We start from the raw sequence: 16,286 nt of genomic DNA on the forward strand, positions 1-16,286 counted from the left end.
ACCATGGCATCGGTATTCGCATACGCTCCGGCCCCCGAGTCGCGCTCGATCGTCGACATCGCGCCCTCCTACGGCCTGTTCATCGACGGTGAGTTCGTCGAGGCGGCGGACGGCAAGGTCTTCAAGACCGTCTCTCCGTCCACCGAGGAGGTCCTCTCCGAGATCGCCCAGGCCGGTTCGGAGGACGTCGACCGGGCGGTGAAGGCCGCGCGCCGGGCGTTCGAGAAGTGGTCGGCGCTGCCCGGCTCGGAGCGCGCCAAGTACCTGTTCCGCATCGCGCGGATCATCCAGGAGCGCAGCCGTGAGCTGGCCGTCCTGGAGACCCTCGACAACGGCAAGCCGATCAAGGAGACGCGCGACGCCGACCTGCCCCTGGTCGCCGCGCACTTCTTCTACTACGCGGGCTGGGCCGACAAGCTCGACCACGCGGGGTTCGGCGCGAACCCGAGGCCGCTCGGCGTGGCGGGCCAGGTCATCCCCTGGAACTTCCCCCTCCTCATGCTGGCGTGGAAGATCGCCCCGGCACTCGCGACGGGCAACACGGTCGTCCTGAAGCCCGCCGAGACGACCCCCCTCTCCGCCCTGTTCTTCGCGGACATCTGCCGCCAGGCGGGCCTGCCGAAGGGCGTCGTCAACATCCTCCCGGGCTACGGCGACACGGGCGCCGCCCTGGTCGCCCACCCCGACGTGAACAAGGTGGCCTTCACCGGCTCCACCGCCGTCGGCAAGGAGATCGCCCGCACGGTCGCGGGCACCCGCAAGAAGGTCACGCTGGAGCTGGGCGGCAAGGGCGCCAACATCGTCTTCGACGACGCCCCCATCGACCAGGCCGTCGAGGGCATCGTCAACGGCATCTTCTTCAACCAGGGCCAGGTCTGCTGCGCGGGCAGCCGTCTGCTGGTGCAGGAGTCGATCCAGGACGAGCTGCTGGAGTCCCTGAAGCGCAGGCTCTCCACGCTGCGCCTGGGCGACCCCCTGGACAAGAACACGGACATCGGCGCGATCAACTCCGAGGAGCAGCTCACCCGCATCACCTCGCTCGTGGAGCAGGGCGAGGCGGAGGGCGCCGAGCGCTGGTCGCCGGCGTGCGAACTGCCGGAGAGCGGCTACTGGTTCGCCCCGACGCTGTTCACGAACGTCACCCAGGCACACCGGATCGCCCGGGACGAGATCTTCGGCCCGGTGCTGTCGGTCCTGACCTTCCGCACGCCGGACGAGGCGGTCGCCAAGGCGAACAACACGCCGTACGGCCTCTCCGCCGGAGTCTGGACGGAGAAGGGCTCGCGCATCCTGGCGGTCGCGAACAAGCTCCGCGCGGGCGTCGTCTGGTCCAACACGTTCAACAAGTTCGACCCGACCTCGCCGTTCGGCGGCTACAAGGAGTCGGGCTTCGGCCGCGAGGGCGGCCGCCACGGCCTGGAGGCGTACCTCGATGTCTGAGCGACTCACCGTACTGAAGACCTACAAGCTGTACGTCGGCGGGAAGTTCCCGCGTTCCGAGAGCGGCCGGGTGTACGAGGTGACCGACTCCAAGGGCAAGTGGCTGGCCAACGCGCCCCTGTCCTCACGCAAGGACGCCCGGGACGCGGTGGTGGCCGCCCGCAAGGCGTTCGGCGCCTGGTCGGGGGCGACGGCGTACAACCGCGGTCAGGTGCTCTACCGCGTCGCCGAGATGCTGGAGGGCCGCCGCGACCAGTTCACGCGCGAGGTGGCCGACGCGGAGGGCCTGTCGAAGTCCAAGGCGGCGGCGGTCGTGGACGCGACGATCGACCGCTGGGTCTGGTACGCGGGCTGGACCGACAAGATCGCCCAGGTGGTGGGCGGCGGGAACCCGGTGGCGGGCCCGTTCTTCAACCTGTCCTCCCCCGAGCCGACGGGCGTGGTCGCGGTGCTGGCGCCCCAGGAGTCGTCCTTCCTGGGCCTGGTGTCGGTGCTCGCCCCGGTGATCGCGACGGGCAACACGGCGGTCGTGGTGGCGAGCGAGAGGTCCCCGCTCCCCGCCCTGTCCCTGGCCGAGGTGCTGGCCACCTCGGACGTCCCCGGCGGCGTGGTCAACGTCCTGTCGGGCCGCACGGCGGAGATCGCCACCCCGCTCGCCGCCCACCAGGACGTCAACGCGATCGACCTCGCGGGCGCCGACGAGGCCCTGGCGAAGGAGCTGGAGATCGCGGCGGCCGACAACCTCAAGCGCGTCCTGCGTCCACAGCCTGTGGATTACGCGGAGACCCCGGGCATCGACCGCATGACGGCGTTCCTGGAGACCAAGACGGTCTGGCACCCCACGGGTTCGCTGGGCGCGTCGGGTTCCTCTTACTAGGCGCCCCCACAGCTGAAGCCCCGGCCCTCCTCCGTCCGGGAGGGCCGGGGCTTCTCCGCGTGCGCGCCTACTGCTGCGACAGCAGCCCGGCCGCCTGTCCCACCACCGGAATGCTCGCGATCGACTGGGCCTGCGCCACCGGCCCCGTCAGCGCCTGGGACGTCATCGGCTTGAAGTCGGCGAGTTTCGTGCCGACGCCGTTGTCGAGCGGGTCGACTCCCGTGCCGGCGAGCGGGTTGGGCTTGAGGCCCGCGACCGGGCCGGTGACGTAGCCGAGGGTGCCGGTGGTGGCCTGGAGGCCGGACTGGGGGTCGATCCGGCCCAGGGAGGTGGGCCGGGTGTTGACCAGGCCCAGGACCGACTCGGCGTCCGCCGCGGCCGTCGCCGTGCCCGCGCCCAGCGCCGCTCCTGCGGTCGCGAGGACGGCCAGGGCGCGCTGGGCGGTCGGCTTCTTGGGAGAGTCGTGTCGGGCCATCGCTGCCACTTCTGATGCATTCGGTAACCGATTCAACACAGAGGGTAGTTGAGGTGCGACGCGCGCATCAAAGGCGACCCGCGGGGTCGTACGGCCCCCGATGGATGCCTCACACTGGTGTCCCGTGAGTTCCCCACTGCCCATACCGACGCGAGTCGTGCTGCTCTGCGGCCCCTCAGGCTCCGGCAAGTCCCTTCTCGCGGCCCGCTCCGGCCTCCCGGTGCTCCGGCTCGACGACTTCTACAAGGAGGGCGACGACCCGACGCTGCCCCTGGTGGCGGGGAGTTCCGACATCGACTGGGACCATCCGGACTCGTGGGACGCGGACCTGGCCGTCGCCGCGATCACCGACCTGTGCCGCACCGGCCGGGCGCGCGTCCCCGTCTACGACATCGCCCTCAGCGCCCGTACCGGCGAGGAGACGATCGAGATCGGGCGGACCCCGCTGTTCGTCGCGGAGGGCGTCTTCGCCGCCGACATCGTCCGGCGCTGCCGGGAACTCGGCGTCCTCGCCGACGCGCTGTGCCTGAGCCGCGGACCGGTGCGGACCTTCCGCCGCCGCTTCCTGCGGGATCTGCGGGAGGGCCGCAAGTCGGTGCCGTTCCTGCTGCGCCGCGGCTGGCGCCTGATGCGGCAGGAGCGCTCGATCGTCGCCCGCCAGACCGCGCTGGGCGCGCACGCCTGCGACCGCGACGAGGCGATGGGCCGGCTGGCGGCCGCCGCGGCGGGCCGGTGCGCGAGCCTCCGCACGGCGGCCTGAGGTCCTGGGAAGGGCTTCTGGCGGGACTGCGCCTCTCCTGACCGCCTCCCCCGCCGGGCACAAGGAAGCGGGACTGGACAGACCCCCCGGCCCTCCAGCCCCGCTGTTGTGCTCCCCGTGCTCCCCCGTGTTCCCCCACCGTCCTGAGGAGACGCCCCCCAGCGCCTCCGCAGTTCCCCCGTGGGCCCCCTTGTGGTGCTTCCCCCAGCCTTCAGGCCACGAGCTCGCCGAAGGCGTCCTCCTCGTCACGGCCGAAGCTGAGGACCTCGTCCTCGCGCAGCCGGCGGAGCGACCGCCAGATGCTGGACTTCACCGTGCCGACACTGATGTCGAGGATCTCCGCGATCTCCGGGTCCGTGCGGCCCTCGTAGTAGCGCAGGACCAGCATGGTGCGCTGGAGTTCGGGCAGCCGGGCCAGCGCCTGCCACAGGACCGCGCGCAGCTCGGTGCCGCGCATCGCGTCCGTGTCGCCGGGCGTCTCCGGCAGTTCCTCGGTCGGGTACTCGTTGAGCTTGCGGCGCCGCCAGGCGCTGATGTGCAGGTTGGTCATGGTGCGGCGGAGGTATCCGCCGACCGCGGCCTTGTCGCTGATCCGGTCCCACGCCCGGTAGGTCGAGAACAGCGCGCTCTGCAGCAGGTCCTCGGCCTCGAAGCGGTCGCCGGTGAGGTGGTAGGCGGTGGCGTACAGGGAGGCGCGGCGCTCCTGGACGTAGGCGGTGAACTCCGCCTCCGTCAGCGAGCGGCGCTCCCCCGAGTCCTCCCTGTACGCGGCTCCCCCGTGAGCCGCCCCCTTGCTCTCCCCCGTGTGCGCGTCAACCACCGTCATGAACGCGGTGTGCTGACGCCCGGTGCCGCGAGCGCACCCCCGCCCGCTCACGGCACCGGACTTCTCGGAACCCCGGTGCACGTCGTGCAGACGCGTGATCACTGCGCTGGAGCTGGTGCCGTGCAGCGTGTTCATCTCGCGCCCCCCGTCGTGGACTTACCGGTGTGCGGCCCGCCGGTCGGGCGGGCTTCCTTGCCTGTGCCGAAAAGCTTGCCGCGGCACTTTCATGGCCGTGTCCGCCGACTGTCACAGACCTGTCACAGGGGTCGGCCACAGGACGAGCACACGTCGTCCACAGGGGTCGGAGGTACCGGCGCCGACCGTCTCGGCCCCACCGGTCGAACCCCGACCCCTCCATGGGCCAGAATGAGCCCGTGCCTTCCCTGTTGCTGATCGAGGACGACGACGCCATCCGGACGGCCCTGGAGCTCTCTCTGACGCGCCAGGGTCACCGCGTGGCGACCGCTGCCAGCGGTGAGGACGGTCTGAAGCTGCTGCGCGAGCAGCGCCCGGATCTGATCGTGCTGGACGTGATGCTGCCCGGCATCGACGGGTTCGAGGTGTGCCGGCGCATCCGGCGCACCGACCAGTTGCCGATCATCCTGCTCACCGCGCGCAGCGACGACATCGACGTCGTGGTCGGGCTGGAGTCCGGCGCCGACGACTATGTCGTCAAGCCGGTGCAGGGGCGGGTGCTGGACGCCCGGATCCGGGCCGTGCTGCGGCGCGGCGAGCGGGAGTCCAACGACGCGGCGACGTTCGGCAGCCTCGTCATCGACCGCTCGGCGATGACCGTGACGAAGAACGGCGAGGACCTCCAGCTCACGCCGACCGAGCTGCGGCTGCTGCTGGAGCTGAGCCGGCGGCCGGGGCAGGCGCTGTCCCGCCAGCAGCTGCTGCGGCTGGTGTGGGAGCACGACTACCTGGGCGACTCGCGGCTCGTGGACGCCTGTGTCCAGCGGCTGCGCGCCAAGGTCGAGGACGTGCCGTCGTCCCCGACGCTGATCCGTACCGTGCGCGGTGTCGGCTACCGGCTGGATCCGCCTCAGTGACCCAGCGGCACCACCAAGGGGGGGACCGCGGCTGGACCGCGGCGCGCAAGGGAGTTCTGTCGCGGCTGCGCTTCACGAGCCTGCGGCTGAGGCTGGTCGTCGTCTTCGGCCTGGTGGCCCTGACGGCCGCCGTGTCCGCGTCCGGCATCGCCTACTGGCTCAACCGGGAGGCGGTGCTCACCCGCACCCAGGACGCCGTGCTGCGCGACTTCCAGCAGGAGATGCAGAACCGGGCGGGCGCGCTGCCCGAGCATCCGACGCAGGACGAGCTGCAGCACACCGCGGGCCAGATGGCGGGCAGCGACCAGCGCTTCAGCGTGCTGCTGGTCGCCCGCGACCCCGACGGCAGGACCGTCTACGGCAGCTCCGGCGGGCTGAGCGGTTTCTCGCTGCGGGACGTGCCGGTCTCGCTGCGCACGGCGGTGAACAAGACGCAGAGGGTCGACGGGGCCGACAAGCATCCGCACCACCTGTACTGGCAGCGGGTCATCGACGACGACACCCCGTATCTCGTGGCCGGCACGCGCGTGATCGGCGGCGGCCCGACCGGTTACATGCTCAAGTCGCTGGAGCCGGAGGCGAAGGACCTCAACTCGCTGGCCTGGTCGCTGGGCATCGCCACGGGACTCGCGCTGATCGGCTCGGCGCTCCTCGCGCAGGCCGCGGCGACGACGGTGCTGAAGCCGGTGCAGCGGCTCGGGGCGGCGGCGCGGCGGCTCGGGGAGGGCAAGCTGGACACCCGGCTGCGGGTGTCCGGGACCGATGAACTCGCCGATCTGTCGCGGACGTTCAACAACGCGGCCGAGGCGCTGGAGAAACGGGTCGCCGACATGGCCGCGCGGGACGAGGCGTCCCGGCGGTTCGTCGCGGACATGAGCCATGAGCTGCGGACGCCGCTCACCGCCATCACCGCCGTGACGGAGGTGCTGGAGGAGGAGCTGGAGGCGGAGACCGGCAGCATGGACCCGATGATCGAGCCGGCCGTCCGGCTGGTGGTCAGCGAGACGCGGCGGCTGAACGACCTGGTCGAGAACCTGATGGAGGTCACCCGCTTCGACGCGGGCACCGCCCGGCTCGTCCTGGACGACGTCGACATCGCCGACCAGATCACCGCGTGCATCGACGCCCGCGCCTGGCTGGACGCGGTCGAGCTGGACGCCGAACGCGGCATCCACGCCCGGATCGACCCGCGGCGCCTGGACGTCATCCTGGCCAACCTCATCGGCAACGCGCTCAAGCACGGCGGCTCCCCGGTGCGGGTGTCGGTCCGGGAGGCGGACGACTCGGTCGTCATCGAGGTGCGGGACCACGGGCCCGGCATCCCCGAGGACGTCCTGCCGCACGTCTTCGACCGCTTCTACAAGGCCAGCGCCTCCCGGCCGCGCTCCGAGGGCAGCGGCCTGGGCCTGTCCATCGCCCTGGAGAACGCCCACATCCACGGCGGCGAGATCACCGCGGCCAACTCGCCCGACTCGGGCGCGGTGTTCACCCTGCGGCTGCCGCGCGACACATCGGCGGAGCAGCCCGCCGAGGAGCAGCGGAAGCCGGAGAAGGACACCGACCGGAACAAGGGCGAGGACTCGAAGGGGGACGCCTGATGACCGCACGTCTCGCGACTGTGTCCCGTCTGCTGGCCGTGCCGGCGCTCGCCGTCCTGCTGGCCGGCTGCGGCATCCGGGCCACGGAGGTGCCGACGAACTTCGGGCCGGCGCCCTCGCGGGTGCGGTGCTCGCTGGCCGAGCCGGACGGGTCGGCGCAGGCGGCCCGGGGGCTGCCGGTGCAGGTGTTCCTGCTGTGCGGGTCCTCGCTGGTGACCGTGGACCGGACCGTGCGGGTCCCGGACGGCGCGGCCGACTCCGAGCGGCGCCTGCTGGTGGCGCAGGGCCTGCTGGACCAGCTGGCGCAGTCGCCGTCGCCCGCCGAGAAGGAGGCCGGCTACAGCACGGACGTACGCGGCGGCATCACCGTGGGCGGGCCCCGGCCCGGGGACCCGGAGGACGCGCTGCGGCTGAGCATGGCGCCGGACGGCCTCACCTCGTACGCCCTCGCCCAGATCGTCTGCACGTTCTCCGACTCGGCCGCCGCCGAGGGCGACGGCTCCGTGGTCCTGGGCGGCCCCGGCGCCGGGCCCCCGCGCCGCTACGAGTGCACCGACGAGGTACGGGCCCGCCCGGGCAGCAAGGAACCGCCGTCCAAGGACGTGGCCGGGGAGTGAGGCGGCCCGGCCTGTGTGGCGCATGCCTCACAGGCCTACCGGGGGGCATCCCGGAACCGATCGCGCCGGAGGCCGCGTCTAGGGGGGCGTGCAGCGTCAAGGCTCCATCGGCGGCAGCGCCGCGTTCCGCATCCGTGTGACAGGAGGTGTCCTCCTCGTCGCACACCTCGCGTTCATCGCCTGGTTCACGCTGCGGCCGCTGGACGTGCCCTGGGTGATGCCCGCCAACCTGCGGCCGTTCGCCGGGGTCCGGGCCGATCTCGCCCTGGGCTGGCCCGAGGCGGCCCGGCACATCGGCGAGAAGCTGGCCCTGCTCGCGCCGCTGGGCGTGCTGCTGCCGATGGCGAGCGGCAGGCTGTTCGTCTCGCCGCTGGCGTCCCTGCTGCGCACGGTCGCGGCCGGCGCCCTGTTGTCGCTGGGCATCGAACTGCTCCAGACCGGCGTCCCCGGTCAGGTCGTCGACGTCGACTCGCTGTTCCTGAACACCGCGGGCGTGGCCCTCGCGCACCTCGCGCTGGTTCCCGCCGGCCGCTCCTGGCTGCGCCGCCGCACCACCGCGTCCCCGCTCCGCGCGCCCCTGGCCCCGGAGGAGCCGGCTCAGGGTCGGACCCCGACGATTCCCAGGGTCGGGATCGCCCCGTGGAGCGACGCTTTGCCCCCTTCGTCTCCGTAGCGTGGAGTGCAGATGGGGTACTCGGACGAGAGGCCTCACACCCACCACGCTGAAGGAGCCGCACATGTCCCGCCTCGCCCGCCCCACCCACGGCCGCATGATCGGCGGAGTGTGCGCCGCGCTGGCCAAGCGCTTCGGCACCTCCGCGACGACGATGCGGGTGATCTTCCTGGTCTCCTGTCTGCTGCCCGGCCCGCAGTTCCTGCTGTACATCGCGCTGTGGATCCTGCTGCCCGCGGAGGACAAGGTGCGCAACAAGGCGCAGACGGCCTGGTAACGCCGTATGCGGGAACGCCGATGGGGCGCACCCTGGTTCCAGGGGTGCGCCCCATCGGCGTGTTTGTGTCCGCCTCGGCGGGAGGGTCAGCCGACCGGAACGCCGTTCACCGGCAGGCCGTGCGTGGGCAGGCTCTGCACCGGGAGCCCGCCGAGCAGCTTGGCGGCCGGGCCGGTCGGGCCCTCGGCGAGCAGCTGCTCGGCGACCGGCTGGGCGGCGGCCAGACCGGCACTGGTCGCCGTCTGCCCCTGGCCCAGCGCCTCGCCCGAGCCCGGCAGCGTCTGGGAGAGCTGCTCCGCGGGGAGCGCCGTGGTGACGTTCTCCAGCGTCCGGGCGGTGTCCGGAAGGGCCGGGGCGGCGGCGTTGGCGGCGCCCGCACCCGCAGCGGCGAAAGCGGCACCGAGAGCGGCGACACCGAGGGTCTTGGCAGCAGACTGCTTCATGAAATGCGTCCTCGTAATGGGATGACGGGGTGTGTGAGCGGTCCAGCGACCGTAGTCACGCGGCACCGTCCGCCGCAAACATCGAAATGCGGACGGATTGTGAACACCGCCCGCATTCCCGATGCTCGAATTACCCCCGGATCAACCCTCCGACGTCACAGAACCGCTGGTAGAGGCGGTCTGACGGAACAGCCATTCGGATTTCAGCTCGGCATAACCGGGCTTGATCACGTCATTGATCATGGCCAGTCGTTCATCGAAAGGAATGAACGCTGATTTCATCGCATTGACGGAGAACCACTGCATGTCGTCGAGCGTGTAGCCGAACGCCTCGACAAGGTGCTCGAATTCCCGGCTCATGCTGGTGTGGGACATCAGGCGGTTGTCCGTGTTGACCGTTGCCCGGAAGTGCAGCCGGCGCAGCAGACCGATGGGGTGCTCGGCGTACGAGGACGCCGCCCCGGTCTGGAGGTTGGAGCTCGGGCACAGCTCCAGCGGGATGCGCTTGTCCCGGACGTACGAGGCGAGCCGCCCGAGTTCGACCCGGCCGTCCTCGTGGACCTGGATGTCGTCGATGATCCGCACCCCGTGCCCCAGCCGGTCGGCGCCGCACCACTGGAGCGCCTGCCAGATGGACGGCAGTCCGAACGCCTCGCCGGCGTGGATGGTGAAGTGGTTGTTCTCGCGCTTGAGGTACTCGAAGGCGTCCAGGTGCCGGGTGGGCGGGTAGCCGGCCTCCGCGCCCGCGATGTCGAAGCCGACGACCCCGAGATCCCGGTAGCGGTTGGCGAGTTCGGCGATCTCCAGGGCCCGGGCGGCGTGCCGCATGGCGGTGAGCAGGGCGCCGACGCGGATGCGCAGGCCCTTCTCCCGGGCGCGCCGCTCCCCTTCCCGGAAGCCCTCGTTGACGGCCTCGACGACCTCTTCGAGACTGAGCCCGCCCTCCAGGTGCTGCTCGGGGGCGTAGCGCACCTCGGCGTAGACGACACCGTCCTCGGCGAGGTCCTCGGCGCACTCGGCGGCGACCCGGACCAGGGCGTCGCGGGTCTGCATGACGCCGACGGTGTGGGAGAACGTCTCCAGGTACCGCTCCAGGGAACCGGAGTCGGCGGCTTCGCGGAACCAGACGCCGAGCTTCTCCGGGTCGGTCTCCGGGAGCTGGGAGTATCCGCTGTCGCGGGCGAGTTCGACGATCGTGGCGGGGCGCAGGCCGCCGTCGAGGTGATCGTGCAGCAGAACCTTGGGCGCCCGGTGGATCTGGTCCGGTGTCGGGGTGTTCGCGATGGTCTGGCTCGTCATTTCCGCACTCTAACTCCTACGCGCGTAGAGGGCGCGTGCTCGAATGCTTGACGTTTCCGTCGATACGTAACGGTGACCCCGAGGACGGGTTGAGTACACCCGCGCTTCTGACACTGTTCTGTCATGGCACACCAAGCGACGCCGGTTCGCAGGGCCCGGCTGGGCAGGGCACTCGGACCGGATCCGACGGCGGTGAGCGGCGTGGTGCTGCTGCTCCCCGGCGGTGACGAGGTCTCCGGTCGCAGACCCTCGCCCCTGCTGGCGACCGCCTCCGTGCGGGGCCTGGGACGCCGGCTGGCCCGGGCGGGCCGGGGCGAGGGGCTCGCCGTGCACGTGGTGCACTACCGCTGCCGCGGCTGGAACGGCAGCGAGGCGAATCTCGCGCGGGACGCGGCGTGGGCGGCCGACGAGGTCGTACGGCGTTACGGGGACGTCCCCGTCTGCCTCGCCGGGCTCGGGATGGGCGGGCGGGCGGCGCTGCACGCGGGCGGGCACGAGGCCGTGAACTCCGTGCTGGCGCTGGCGCCTTGGCTGCCGGAGGAGGATGTGGCGGCGCCGCCCGAGCCGGTGAAGCAGCTGGTCGGGCGGCAGGTGCTGATCGTGCACGGCACGAACGACGAGCGGACGGATCCCGAGTTGTCGTTCCGGCTGGCGGCGCGGGCGAAGAAGGCGAATCGGGATGTGTGCCGGTTCGAAGTGCATGCGGACGGGCACGGGTTGCAGCAGTACCGGGATGAAGTGCTGGCGTTGGCCGAGGATTTTGTGATGGGGGCCGTGTTCGGGCGGGCTGTGTCGCGGCCTGTGCGGGACGCGTTCGCTGCGCCGCCGCCGTTGGGGTTGCGGATGCCGTTGGCTGCGGGGTTCTGTCCTTCGAGGCGGTAGCGCCGTTTGAGGTGCTTGTGGTTTTCGGGGTGCGGGTTTTCTGTGGTTGCTCGCGCAGTTCCCCGCGCCCCCGATCAAGGCAACAGACTTCCCCTCCTTGAAAGCAAGAACTTCTTGAACGCCGCCACCGGGGGTGTGTCCGGTCTGCCTTCCAGCCAGGCCACGCCGATTTCGCGGGCCGCTCGGGGAGCCGTGACGGTCAGTTCCACCACTCCCGGGCGAGGGACCGCCGGCGGGGGCAGAAGGGCCACCCCCAGGCCCGCCGCCACCAGGCCCCTCAAGGTCTCCGCCTCCTCTCCCTCGAAGGCGATGCGGGGCTTGAAGCCGGCCTCCTTGCAGAGGTCGTCGGTGATGCGGCGGAGGCCGTAGCCGGGTTCGAGGGTGACGAAGGTTTCGTCGGCCGCCTCGGCCAGGCGGATGCGGCGGCGGCCGGCGAGGGAGTGGTCGGCGGGGACGACCAGGCGCAGTTTCTGCTCGTCCAGGCGGCGGGCCACCAGGTCGGGGGCGTCCGGGACCGGGGAGGTCAGGCAGAGGTCGAGTTCGCCCGCGCGGAGGCGTTCGAGCATGGCCTCGCCGTAGTTCTGGACGAGGCTGAAGCGGACCCGCGGGTGGTCGGCGCGGAAGGCCTGGAGGAGGCCCGGGACGGTCTCGGCGCCCATGGTGTGCAGGAAGCCGAAGGCGACCTTGCCGGTGGTGGGGTCGGCGTCGGCGCGCACCTCCTCGGCGGCCCGCTCGATCTCGGCCAGGGCGCGCTCGACGGAGGCGAGGAAGGTGCGGCCGGCCGGGGTGAGGGAGACCGTGCGGCCGTGGCGGGCGAAGAGGTCGACGCCCAGGTCCTGCTCCAGGCGGGCCATGGACCGGGAGAGGGTCGACTGGGGGACGTTCATCTCCTGGGCGGCGCGGGTGACGTGCTCGGTGCGGGCGACGCCGGCGAAGTACGCGAGGCGTGGCGCCAGCAACATCACCATGTCTTCTGCGTCACTGGAAGGTGACAGCCGGGGCTGTGAACTCAGTTGATGCGCCATGGGAACGATTATGACCGTTCCATGCATTGGACGGATCAGTGGTGGCGTCCGTACGTTCGAGGCATGTCTCCCGCCAGTACCGGGGCGTCCACCACCGTGGGCGCCGAAGCCTCTGTCCCTGCCGTCGACTCACGTATGTCCCCGGGCGGGCCCGGCTACCGCCGGATGAGCCTCGCCCTCTTCCTCGCGGGTGTCGCGACCTTCGCGCTGCTGTACTCCACGCAGGCGCTGCTCCCGCTGATCTCCGGCGAGTTCGGGGTGGCGGCGAGCGACGCGAGCTGGACGGTGGCCGCCGCGACGGGCGGGCTGGCGCTGTTCGTGCTGCCGATGAGCGCCCTGTCGGAGCGCTTCGGACGGCGTACGGTCATGACGGCCTCGCTGGCCGTGGCGGTGACCGTCGGGCTGCTTGTGCCCCTCGCCCCCTCGCTGGGTGTCCTGGTCGCGCTGCGGGCGCTCCAGGGCGCGGCCCTGGCCGGGCTGCCGGCGTCGGCGACCGCGTATCTCGCGGAGGAGGTCAGCCCGAAGGCGCTGGTCACCGCGATCGGGCTGTTCGTCGCGGGCAACAGCGTCGGCGGGATGAGCGGCCGGGTCATCACCGGCTGGGTCGCGCAGGAGTGGGGCTGGCGGGTCGCCGTCGGGGTGATCGGCGCGCTCGCGGTGGCGTGTGCGGTGGCCTTCCGGCTGCTGCTCCCCGCCCCGAAGAACTTCAAGGCCGGCTCGCTGCGGCCGCGCGTGCTGGCCAGGACGGTCCGTGACCACCTGTCCAACCCGCTGCTGTGCCGGTTGTACGCGATCGGCGCGCTGTTCATGACGGTGTTCGGCGGCGTGTACACGGTCATCGGCTACCGGCTGACCGAGGCCCCGTTCTCGCTGCCGCAGGGCATCATCGGCTCGGTCTTCCTCGTGTACCTCGTCGGCACGGTGTCGGCGTCCACGGCCGGACGCCTGGTGGGCCGGCTGGGCCGCCGGGGCGCGCTGTACGCGGCGGGCGGTACGACCGCCGCGGGCCTGCTGCTGTCCCTGGCCGGGTCCCTGCCGGTGGTGCTGCTCGGGCTGGTCCTCATCACCGGCGGTTTCTTCGCGGGGCACGCGGTGGCCTCCTCGGCGGTCAGCAAGACGGCCGCGTCCGGCCGCGCCCAGGCCTCGGCGCTGTACCAGTCCGCGTACTACGTCGGCTCCAGCGCCGGCAGCACCGTCGGGGCCGTCGCCTTCCACGCGGGCGGCTGGGCCGGGACGGTCGGCGTCGGACTGCTCGCCGTGCTCGGCGTCGTGACGATCACGGTCTTCGGGACGCGGGCGGCGCGGATCCAGCGGAGGCTCGCCACGGCCGCCTGAGGCCCGGGCCATGTGAGCCTGAGGGCGGAGCATTCCCCCTGCTCGGGGCCGGTTGTCAGTGGGTGCGGATAACGTCCGCGTCCGCTGACCACCGGATTCGACCAGGGGGATTTTCATGGAGTTCCGCATCGACCGCACGGCGTTCGCCGAGGCCGTGGGACGGGCGGTGCGGGCGCTGCCCGCGCGGACGCCGGTGCCGGTGCTGGGCGGGCTGCTGCTGGAGGCGGACGCGGGGCGGCTGGCCGTGACGGGGTTCGACTTCGAGGCGGCGGTACGGGTGGAGGCCGAGGCGGAGGCCTTGGCGCCCGGGCGGGTGCTCGTCCTCGGGCGGCGGCTGCTCGACGTCTGCCGGGTGCTGCCGGAGGGGCCGGTGAGCTGCGCGCTGGAGGCGTCGCGGTTCGCGGTGGAGGCGGACGGCACGCGCTTCGGGCTGTCGACGCTGCCGCTCGCCGAGTACCCGGCCCTGCCGGCGCCGCCCGCGCCGTACGGCACGGTGGACGCCGGCGCGTTCGCGACCGCCGTCGCCCAGGTCGCGGTCGCGGCCGGGCGCGACGAGACGCTGCCGCTGCTGACGGGCGTCCAACTGCGCCTGGAGGGCGGGGAGATGACCCTCGCCGCCTCGGACCGCTACCGGTATGCCGTGCGGCGGCTGGAGTGGCAGCCGGGGGCGGCGGCCACCGACGGGGTCGTGGAGGCGCTGCTGCCCGCGCGGCGGCTGCTGGACCTCGCGCGGTCGCCGGAGCGCAGTGGGGACGTGGTGATCGGGTGGGAGCCGGGCGGGGGCGGCGGTCTCATCGGGTTCGAGGGCGGGCGGACGCGGACCGCGCTGCGGCTGCTGGACGGGCGGCTGCCCGCGTACAAGTCGCTGTTCGACATGAGCGGGGCCGCGGTCGCCGAGGTGGAACGCGAGGGGCTCGCGGAGGCCGTGCGGCGGGTCGCGGTGGTGGCCGAGGCGAACAGTCCGGTACGGCTGGACTTCTCGGCCGACGGCTCCGTGCTGCTGCGCGCGGGCTACGGGGACGACGTGGCGGCCCAGCGGCTGCCGGCCACGCTGAGCGGCGCCGAGGAGGTGCCGGTGGCGTTCAACCCGGCCTACCTGCTGGACGCGCTGACGTCCTTCGAGAGCCCGCGGGTCCGGCTGGAGCTGCTGGGGGCGGGGCAGCGGGCGCTGCTGCACGCCGTGGACGAGCGGGGGGACGCCGCCGGGGCGCACCGGCATCTGCTGATGTCGGTGAAGCAGCTCGTGTGAGGCGGCTCGCGCGAAGTGGCTGCGGCGGTTCTGGATCACCGCCTCCGACCTGCGCGTTTGTGTGCTCGGGGGGCCGTTGTCAGTGGGCTGCGGTAGCTTCCGAAGTGCTGGGGCGCGAAGGCGCGTGAACAGAACTTCCACAGGGGTGGGTGGGATGGCGAACGGCACGGCGACACCGACGGATCTGGACTCCAGGCTGGAGGCACACCGGACGGAGCTGACGGGGTACTGCTACCGGATGCTCGGCTCCTCCTTCGAAGCGGAGGACGCGGTGCAGGACACGATGGTCCGCGCCTGGCGCAGCTACGACAAGTTCGAGGGCCGCTCCAGCCTGCGCTCCTGGCTCTACCGCATCGCGACCAACGTGTGCCTGGACATGCTGACCGCGGGCAACAAGCGCGCCCGGCCCATGGACCTCACCGAATCCACCCCGCTCGCCCAGGCGGCCCTCACTCCCCGACCGGACAACACCTGGCTGGAGCCCATGCCGGACGCCCGCGTGCTGCCCACGACCGACGACCCGGCGGAGGCGGCGGTCGCCAAGGAGTCCGTCCGGCTCGCCTTCATGGCCGCGCTCCAGCAGCTGCCGGCCAAGCAGCGGGCCGTGCTGATCCTGCGCGAGGTCCTGGCGTGGAAGGCCAGCGAGGTCGCGGAGCTGCTGGACACCTCGGTGGCGTCGGTCAACAGCGCCCTCCAGCGGGCCCGCGCCACCCTCGCCGAGCGGCAGGAGCCGGGCGCCGACGCGACCGTCTCCGACCCGCTGGACGAGGACCAGCAGAAGCTGCTGGACCGCTATGTGGCGGCCTTCGAGGGCTACGACATGACGGCGCTGACGGCCCTGCTGCACGAGGACGCGGTCATGACGATGCCGCCGTTCGACCTGTGGCTGACCGGCGTGCGGGACATCACCGGCTTCATGACCACCCTCGGCGCGCCCTGCGCGGGCTCCCGGCTGGTGCCGGTGCAGGTCAACGGCCTGCCCGGGTTCGCGCAGTACAAGCCGGACCCGGAGAAGGGCGGCTTCACGCCGTGGGCGGTCCAGGTGCTGGAGATCTCAGACGGCCGGATCACCGGGTTCCACTGCTTCCTCGACACCCAGCGCTGGTTCCCGCTCTTCGACCTGCCCCTCCACCTCGAAGCGGAGTCCGACCAGGTCGAGGAGCGCGCATAGGGCCGGGTGGGGGTCGCGCAGCCTGATCCGCCCGCCGGCCCGCCGGGCGGCCAGCTGGAGCCGTGCCAGCAGGTCCACGGTGGCGAGGCCCGGCGGCCCCAGGCCTCCGACATCGCACACCACGACCCGGGCACCGCTGCCGTCCAGCAGTGCCCGCACATCGTCGCTCAGCCCTCTCACCTCGTCCCGGGTGACGGGGCCGGGCAGTACGAGCACGGGCGGTGTCATGGCGTCCACGATCGGTAGACCGCGCGGGCGGTGGTAACTCATCGCGGCTGTCCGTCCTC

At 72.1% G+C, this 16,286-nt stretch carries 18 protein-coding genes; 12 read left to right on the plus strand and 6 right to left on the minus strand.

Features of this window, described 5'->3' with window-relative positions; all coding sequences use genetic code 11:
* Window positions 1-3 precede the first annotated feature (3 nt).
* Together IE255_RS09065 and IE255_RS09070 are read left to right on the plus strand one after the other, a co-directional pair.
* Complete coding sequence (locus tag IE255_RS09065; protein ID WP_190049667.1) at window positions 4-1,440, plus strand: aldehyde dehydrogenase family protein; 1,437 nt, start codon at window positions 4-6, stop codon at window positions 1,438-1,440.
* Window positions 1,433-2,317, plus strand: coding sequence for an aldehyde dehydrogenase family protein (locus IE255_RS09070; protein ID WP_190049668.1), 885 nt, complete (start codon window positions 1,433-1,435; stop codon window positions 2,315-2,317). The genes IE255_RS09065 and IE255_RS09070 overlap by 8 nt, the downstream gene beginning before the upstream one ends.
* Window positions 2,318-2,384: 67 nt before the next feature.
* Here the strand turns inward: IE255_RS09070 and IE255_RS09075 are convergent, their stop codons facing one another.
* On the minus strand, window positions 2,385-2,792 hold the full coding sequence (locus IE255_RS09075) for a hypothetical protein (protein ID WP_190049669.1): 408 nt from the start codon (window positions 2,790-2,792) through the stop codon (window positions 2,385-2,387).
* Window positions 2,793-2,892: 100 nt separating this feature from the next.
* On the opposite strand from IE255_RS09075, the gene IE255_RS09080 reads away from it, so the two are divergent.
* Entirely contained in the window at window positions 2,893-3,552 is a 660-nt protein-coding gene (locus tag IE255_RS09080) for a uridine kinase family protein (protein WP_190049670.1), read from the plus strand.
* Between the two features lie 211 nt (window positions 3,553-3,763).
* On the opposite strand, the gene IE255_RS09085 is transcribed toward IE255_RS09080, so the two are convergent.
* Window positions 3,764-4,513 carry a SigE family RNA polymerase sigma factor gene (locus IE255_RS09085; protein ID WP_190049671.1) on the minus strand — a complete coding sequence of 250 codons (750 nt, stop codon included), beginning with the start codon at window positions 4,511-4,513 and terminating at the stop codon, window positions 3,764-3,766.
* A 239-nt stretch (window positions 4,514-4,752) separates the two neighbouring features.
* Here IE255_RS09085 and afsQ1 point away from each other — a divergent pair, with 239 nt between their 5' ends.
* The 5 genes from afsQ1 (at window position 4,753) to IE255_RS09110 (ending at window position 8,595) form a co-directional block, all read left to right on the plus strand.
* A complete protein-coding gene (afsQ1, locus tag IE255_RS09090) occupies window positions 4,753-5,430 on the plus strand; it encodes a two-component system response regulator AfsQ1 (protein ID WP_010048893.1) in 678 nt (225 codons plus the stop codon).
* Window positions 5,427-7,028, plus strand: coding sequence for an ATP-binding protein (locus IE255_RS09095; protein ID WP_190049672.1), 1,602 nt, complete (start codon window positions 5,427-5,429; stop codon window positions 7,026-7,028). The genes afsQ1 and IE255_RS09095 overlap by 4 nt, the downstream gene beginning before the upstream one ends.
* Complete coding sequence (locus IE255_RS09100) at window positions 7,028-7,645, plus strand: hypothetical protein (protein WP_190049673.1); 618 nt, start codon at window positions 7,028-7,030, stop codon at window positions 7,643-7,645. The genes IE255_RS09095 and IE255_RS09100 overlap by 1 nt, the downstream gene beginning before the upstream one ends.
* Window positions 7,646-7,733: 88 nt before the next feature.
* Window positions 7,734-8,318: a VanZ family protein gene (locus IE255_RS09105; RefSeq protein WP_190049674.1), complete on the plus strand. Its 585-nt coding sequence runs from the start codon at window positions 7,734-7,736 to the stop codon at window positions 8,316-8,318.
* A gap of 64 nt (window positions 8,319-8,382) precedes the next feature.
* Window positions 8,383-8,595, plus strand: coding sequence for a PspC domain-containing protein (locus IE255_RS09110; protein WP_190049675.1), 213 nt, complete (start codon window positions 8,383-8,385; stop codon window positions 8,593-8,595).
* An 86-nt stretch (window positions 8,596-8,681) separates the two neighbouring features.
* On the opposite strand, the gene IE255_RS09115 is transcribed toward IE255_RS09110, so the two are convergent.
* Together IE255_RS09115 and IE255_RS09120 are read right to left on the minus strand one after the other, a co-directional pair.
* The gene (locus IE255_RS09115) at window positions 8,682-9,038 is read right to left on the minus strand and encodes an ATP-binding protein (RefSeq protein WP_190049676.1); all 357 of its coding nucleotides are present in this window, start codon (window positions 9,036-9,038) and stop codon (window positions 8,682-8,684) included.
* Between the two features lie 141 nt (window positions 9,039-9,179).
* Entirely contained in the window at window positions 9,180-10,337 is a 1,158-nt protein-coding gene (locus IE255_RS09120) for an adenosine deaminase (RefSeq protein WP_190049677.1), read from the minus strand.
* 123 nt (window positions 10,338-10,460) lie between these two features.
* Here IE255_RS09120 and IE255_RS09125 point away from each other — a divergent pair, with 123 nt between their 5' ends.
* Window positions 10,461-11,219 (plus strand): alpha/beta hydrolase, encoded by a 759-nt coding sequence (locus tag IE255_RS09125; RefSeq protein ID WP_190049678.1) that lies wholly within the window; start codon window positions 10,461-10,463, stop codon window positions 11,217-11,219.
* A gap of 74 nt (window positions 11,220-11,293) precedes the next feature.
* Here the strand turns inward: IE255_RS09125 and IE255_RS09130 are convergent, their stop codons facing one another.
* A complete protein-coding gene (locus IE255_RS09130; protein WP_190049679.1) occupies window positions 11,294-12,244 on the minus strand; it encodes a LysR family transcriptional regulator in 951 nt (316 codons plus the stop codon).
* A 63-nt stretch (window positions 12,245-12,307) separates the two neighbouring features.
* Here IE255_RS09130 and IE255_RS09135 point away from each other — a divergent pair, with 63 nt between their 5' ends.
* The 3 genes from IE255_RS09135 to IE255_RS09145 all read left to right on the plus strand — a co-directional run bounded on the left by IE255_RS09135 (window position 12,308) and on the right by IE255_RS09145 (window position 15,999).
* Window positions 12,308-13,579, plus strand: a complete 1,272-nt coding sequence (locus IE255_RS09135) for an MFS transporter (protein ID WP_190049680.1) — start codon at window positions 12,308-12,310, stop codon at window positions 13,577-13,579.
* 115 nt (window positions 13,580-13,694) lie between these two features.
* Complete coding sequence (gene dnaN, locus IE255_RS09140) at window positions 13,695-14,828, plus strand: DNA polymerase III subunit beta (protein ID WP_190049681.1); 1,134 nt, start codon at window positions 13,695-13,697, stop codon at window positions 14,826-14,828.
* A gap of 154 nt (window positions 14,829-14,982) precedes the next feature.
* Window positions 14,983-15,999: a sigma-70 family RNA polymerase sigma factor gene (locus IE255_RS09145; protein ID WP_190049682.1), complete on the plus strand. Its 1,017-nt coding sequence runs from the start codon at window positions 14,983-14,985 to the stop codon at window positions 15,997-15,999.
* Here IE255_RS09145 and IE255_RS09150 read toward each other — a convergent pair.
* On the minus strand, window positions 15,883-16,269 hold the full coding sequence (locus IE255_RS09150; RefSeq protein WP_190049683.1) for an STAS domain-containing protein: 387 nt from the start codon (window positions 16,267-16,269) through the stop codon (window positions 15,883-15,885). The two genes, IE255_RS09145 and IE255_RS09150, sit on opposite strands and share 117 nt — an antisense overlap.
* Window positions 16,270-16,286: the final 17 nt, after the last annotated feature.

Source organism: Streptomyces lomondensis, from assembly GCF_014651035.1.
Taxonomy (GTDB): Bacteria; Actinomycetota; Actinomycetes; order Streptomycetales; family Streptomycetaceae; genus Streptomyces; species Streptomyces lomondensis.

What these genes read in the sequence shown, in the direction of transcription:
- IE255_RS09100 (WP_190049673.1), top strand. Translation starts at nt 7,028, where the DNA reads ATGACCGCACGTCTCGCGACTGTGTCCCGTCTGCTGGCCGTGCCGGCG.
- IE255_RS09115 (WP_190049676.1), bottom strand. Translation starts at nt 9,038, where the DNA reads ATGAAGCAGTCTGCTGCCAAGACCCTCGGTGTCGCCGCTCTCGGTGCC.
- IE255_RS09065 (WP_190049667.1), top strand. Translation starts at nt 4, where the DNA reads ATGGCATCGGTATTCGCATACGCTCCGGCCCCCGAGTCGCGCTCGATC.
- IE255_RS09125 (WP_190049678.1), top strand. Translation starts at nt 10,461, where the DNA reads ATGGCACACCAAGCGACGCCGGTTCGCAGGGCCCGGCTGGGCAGGGCA.
- IE255_RS09085 (WP_190049671.1), bottom strand. Translation starts at nt 4,513, where the DNA reads ATGAACACGCTGCACGGCACCAGCTCCAGCGCAGTGATCACGCGTCTG.
- IE255_RS09130 (WP_190049679.1), bottom strand. Translation starts at nt 12,244, where the DNA reads ATGGCGCATCAACTGAGTTCACAGCCCCGGCTGTCACCTTCCAGTGAC.
- IE255_RS09110 (WP_190049675.1), top strand. Translation starts at nt 8,383, where the DNA reads ATGTCCCGCCTCGCCCGCCCCACCCACGGCCGCATGATCGGCGGAGTG.
- IE255_RS09150 (WP_190049683.1), bottom strand. Translation starts at nt 16,269, where the DNA reads ATGAGTTACCACCGCCCGCGCGGTCTACCGATCGTGGACGCCATGACA.
- IE255_RS09080 (WP_190049670.1), top strand. Translation starts at nt 2,893, where the DNA reads ATGGATGCCTCACACTGGTGTCCCGTGAGTTCCCCACTGCCCATACCG.
- IE255_RS09075 (WP_190049669.1), bottom strand. Translation starts at nt 2,792, where the DNA reads ATGGCCCGACACGACTCTCCCAAGAAGCCGACCGCCCAGCGCGCCCTG.
- IE255_RS09145 (WP_190049682.1), top strand. Translation starts at nt 14,983, where the DNA reads ATGGCGAACGGCACGGCGACACCGACGGATCTGGACTCCAGGCTGGAG.
- IE255_RS09070 (WP_190049668.1), top strand. Translation starts at nt 1,433, where the DNA reads ATGTCTGAGCGACTCACCGTACTGAAGACCTACAAGCTGTACGTCGGC.
- dnaN (WP_190049681.1), top strand. Translation starts at nt 13,695, where the DNA reads ATGGAGTTCCGCATCGACCGCACGGCGTTCGCCGAGGCCGTGGGACGG.
- IE255_RS09120 (WP_190049677.1), bottom strand. Translation starts at nt 10,337, where the DNA reads ATGACGAGCCAGACCATCGCGAACACCCCGACACCGGACCAGATCCAC.
- IE255_RS09135 (WP_190049680.1), top strand. Translation starts at nt 12,308, where the DNA reads ATGTCTCCCGCCAGTACCGGGGCGTCCACCACCGTGGGCGCCGAAGCC.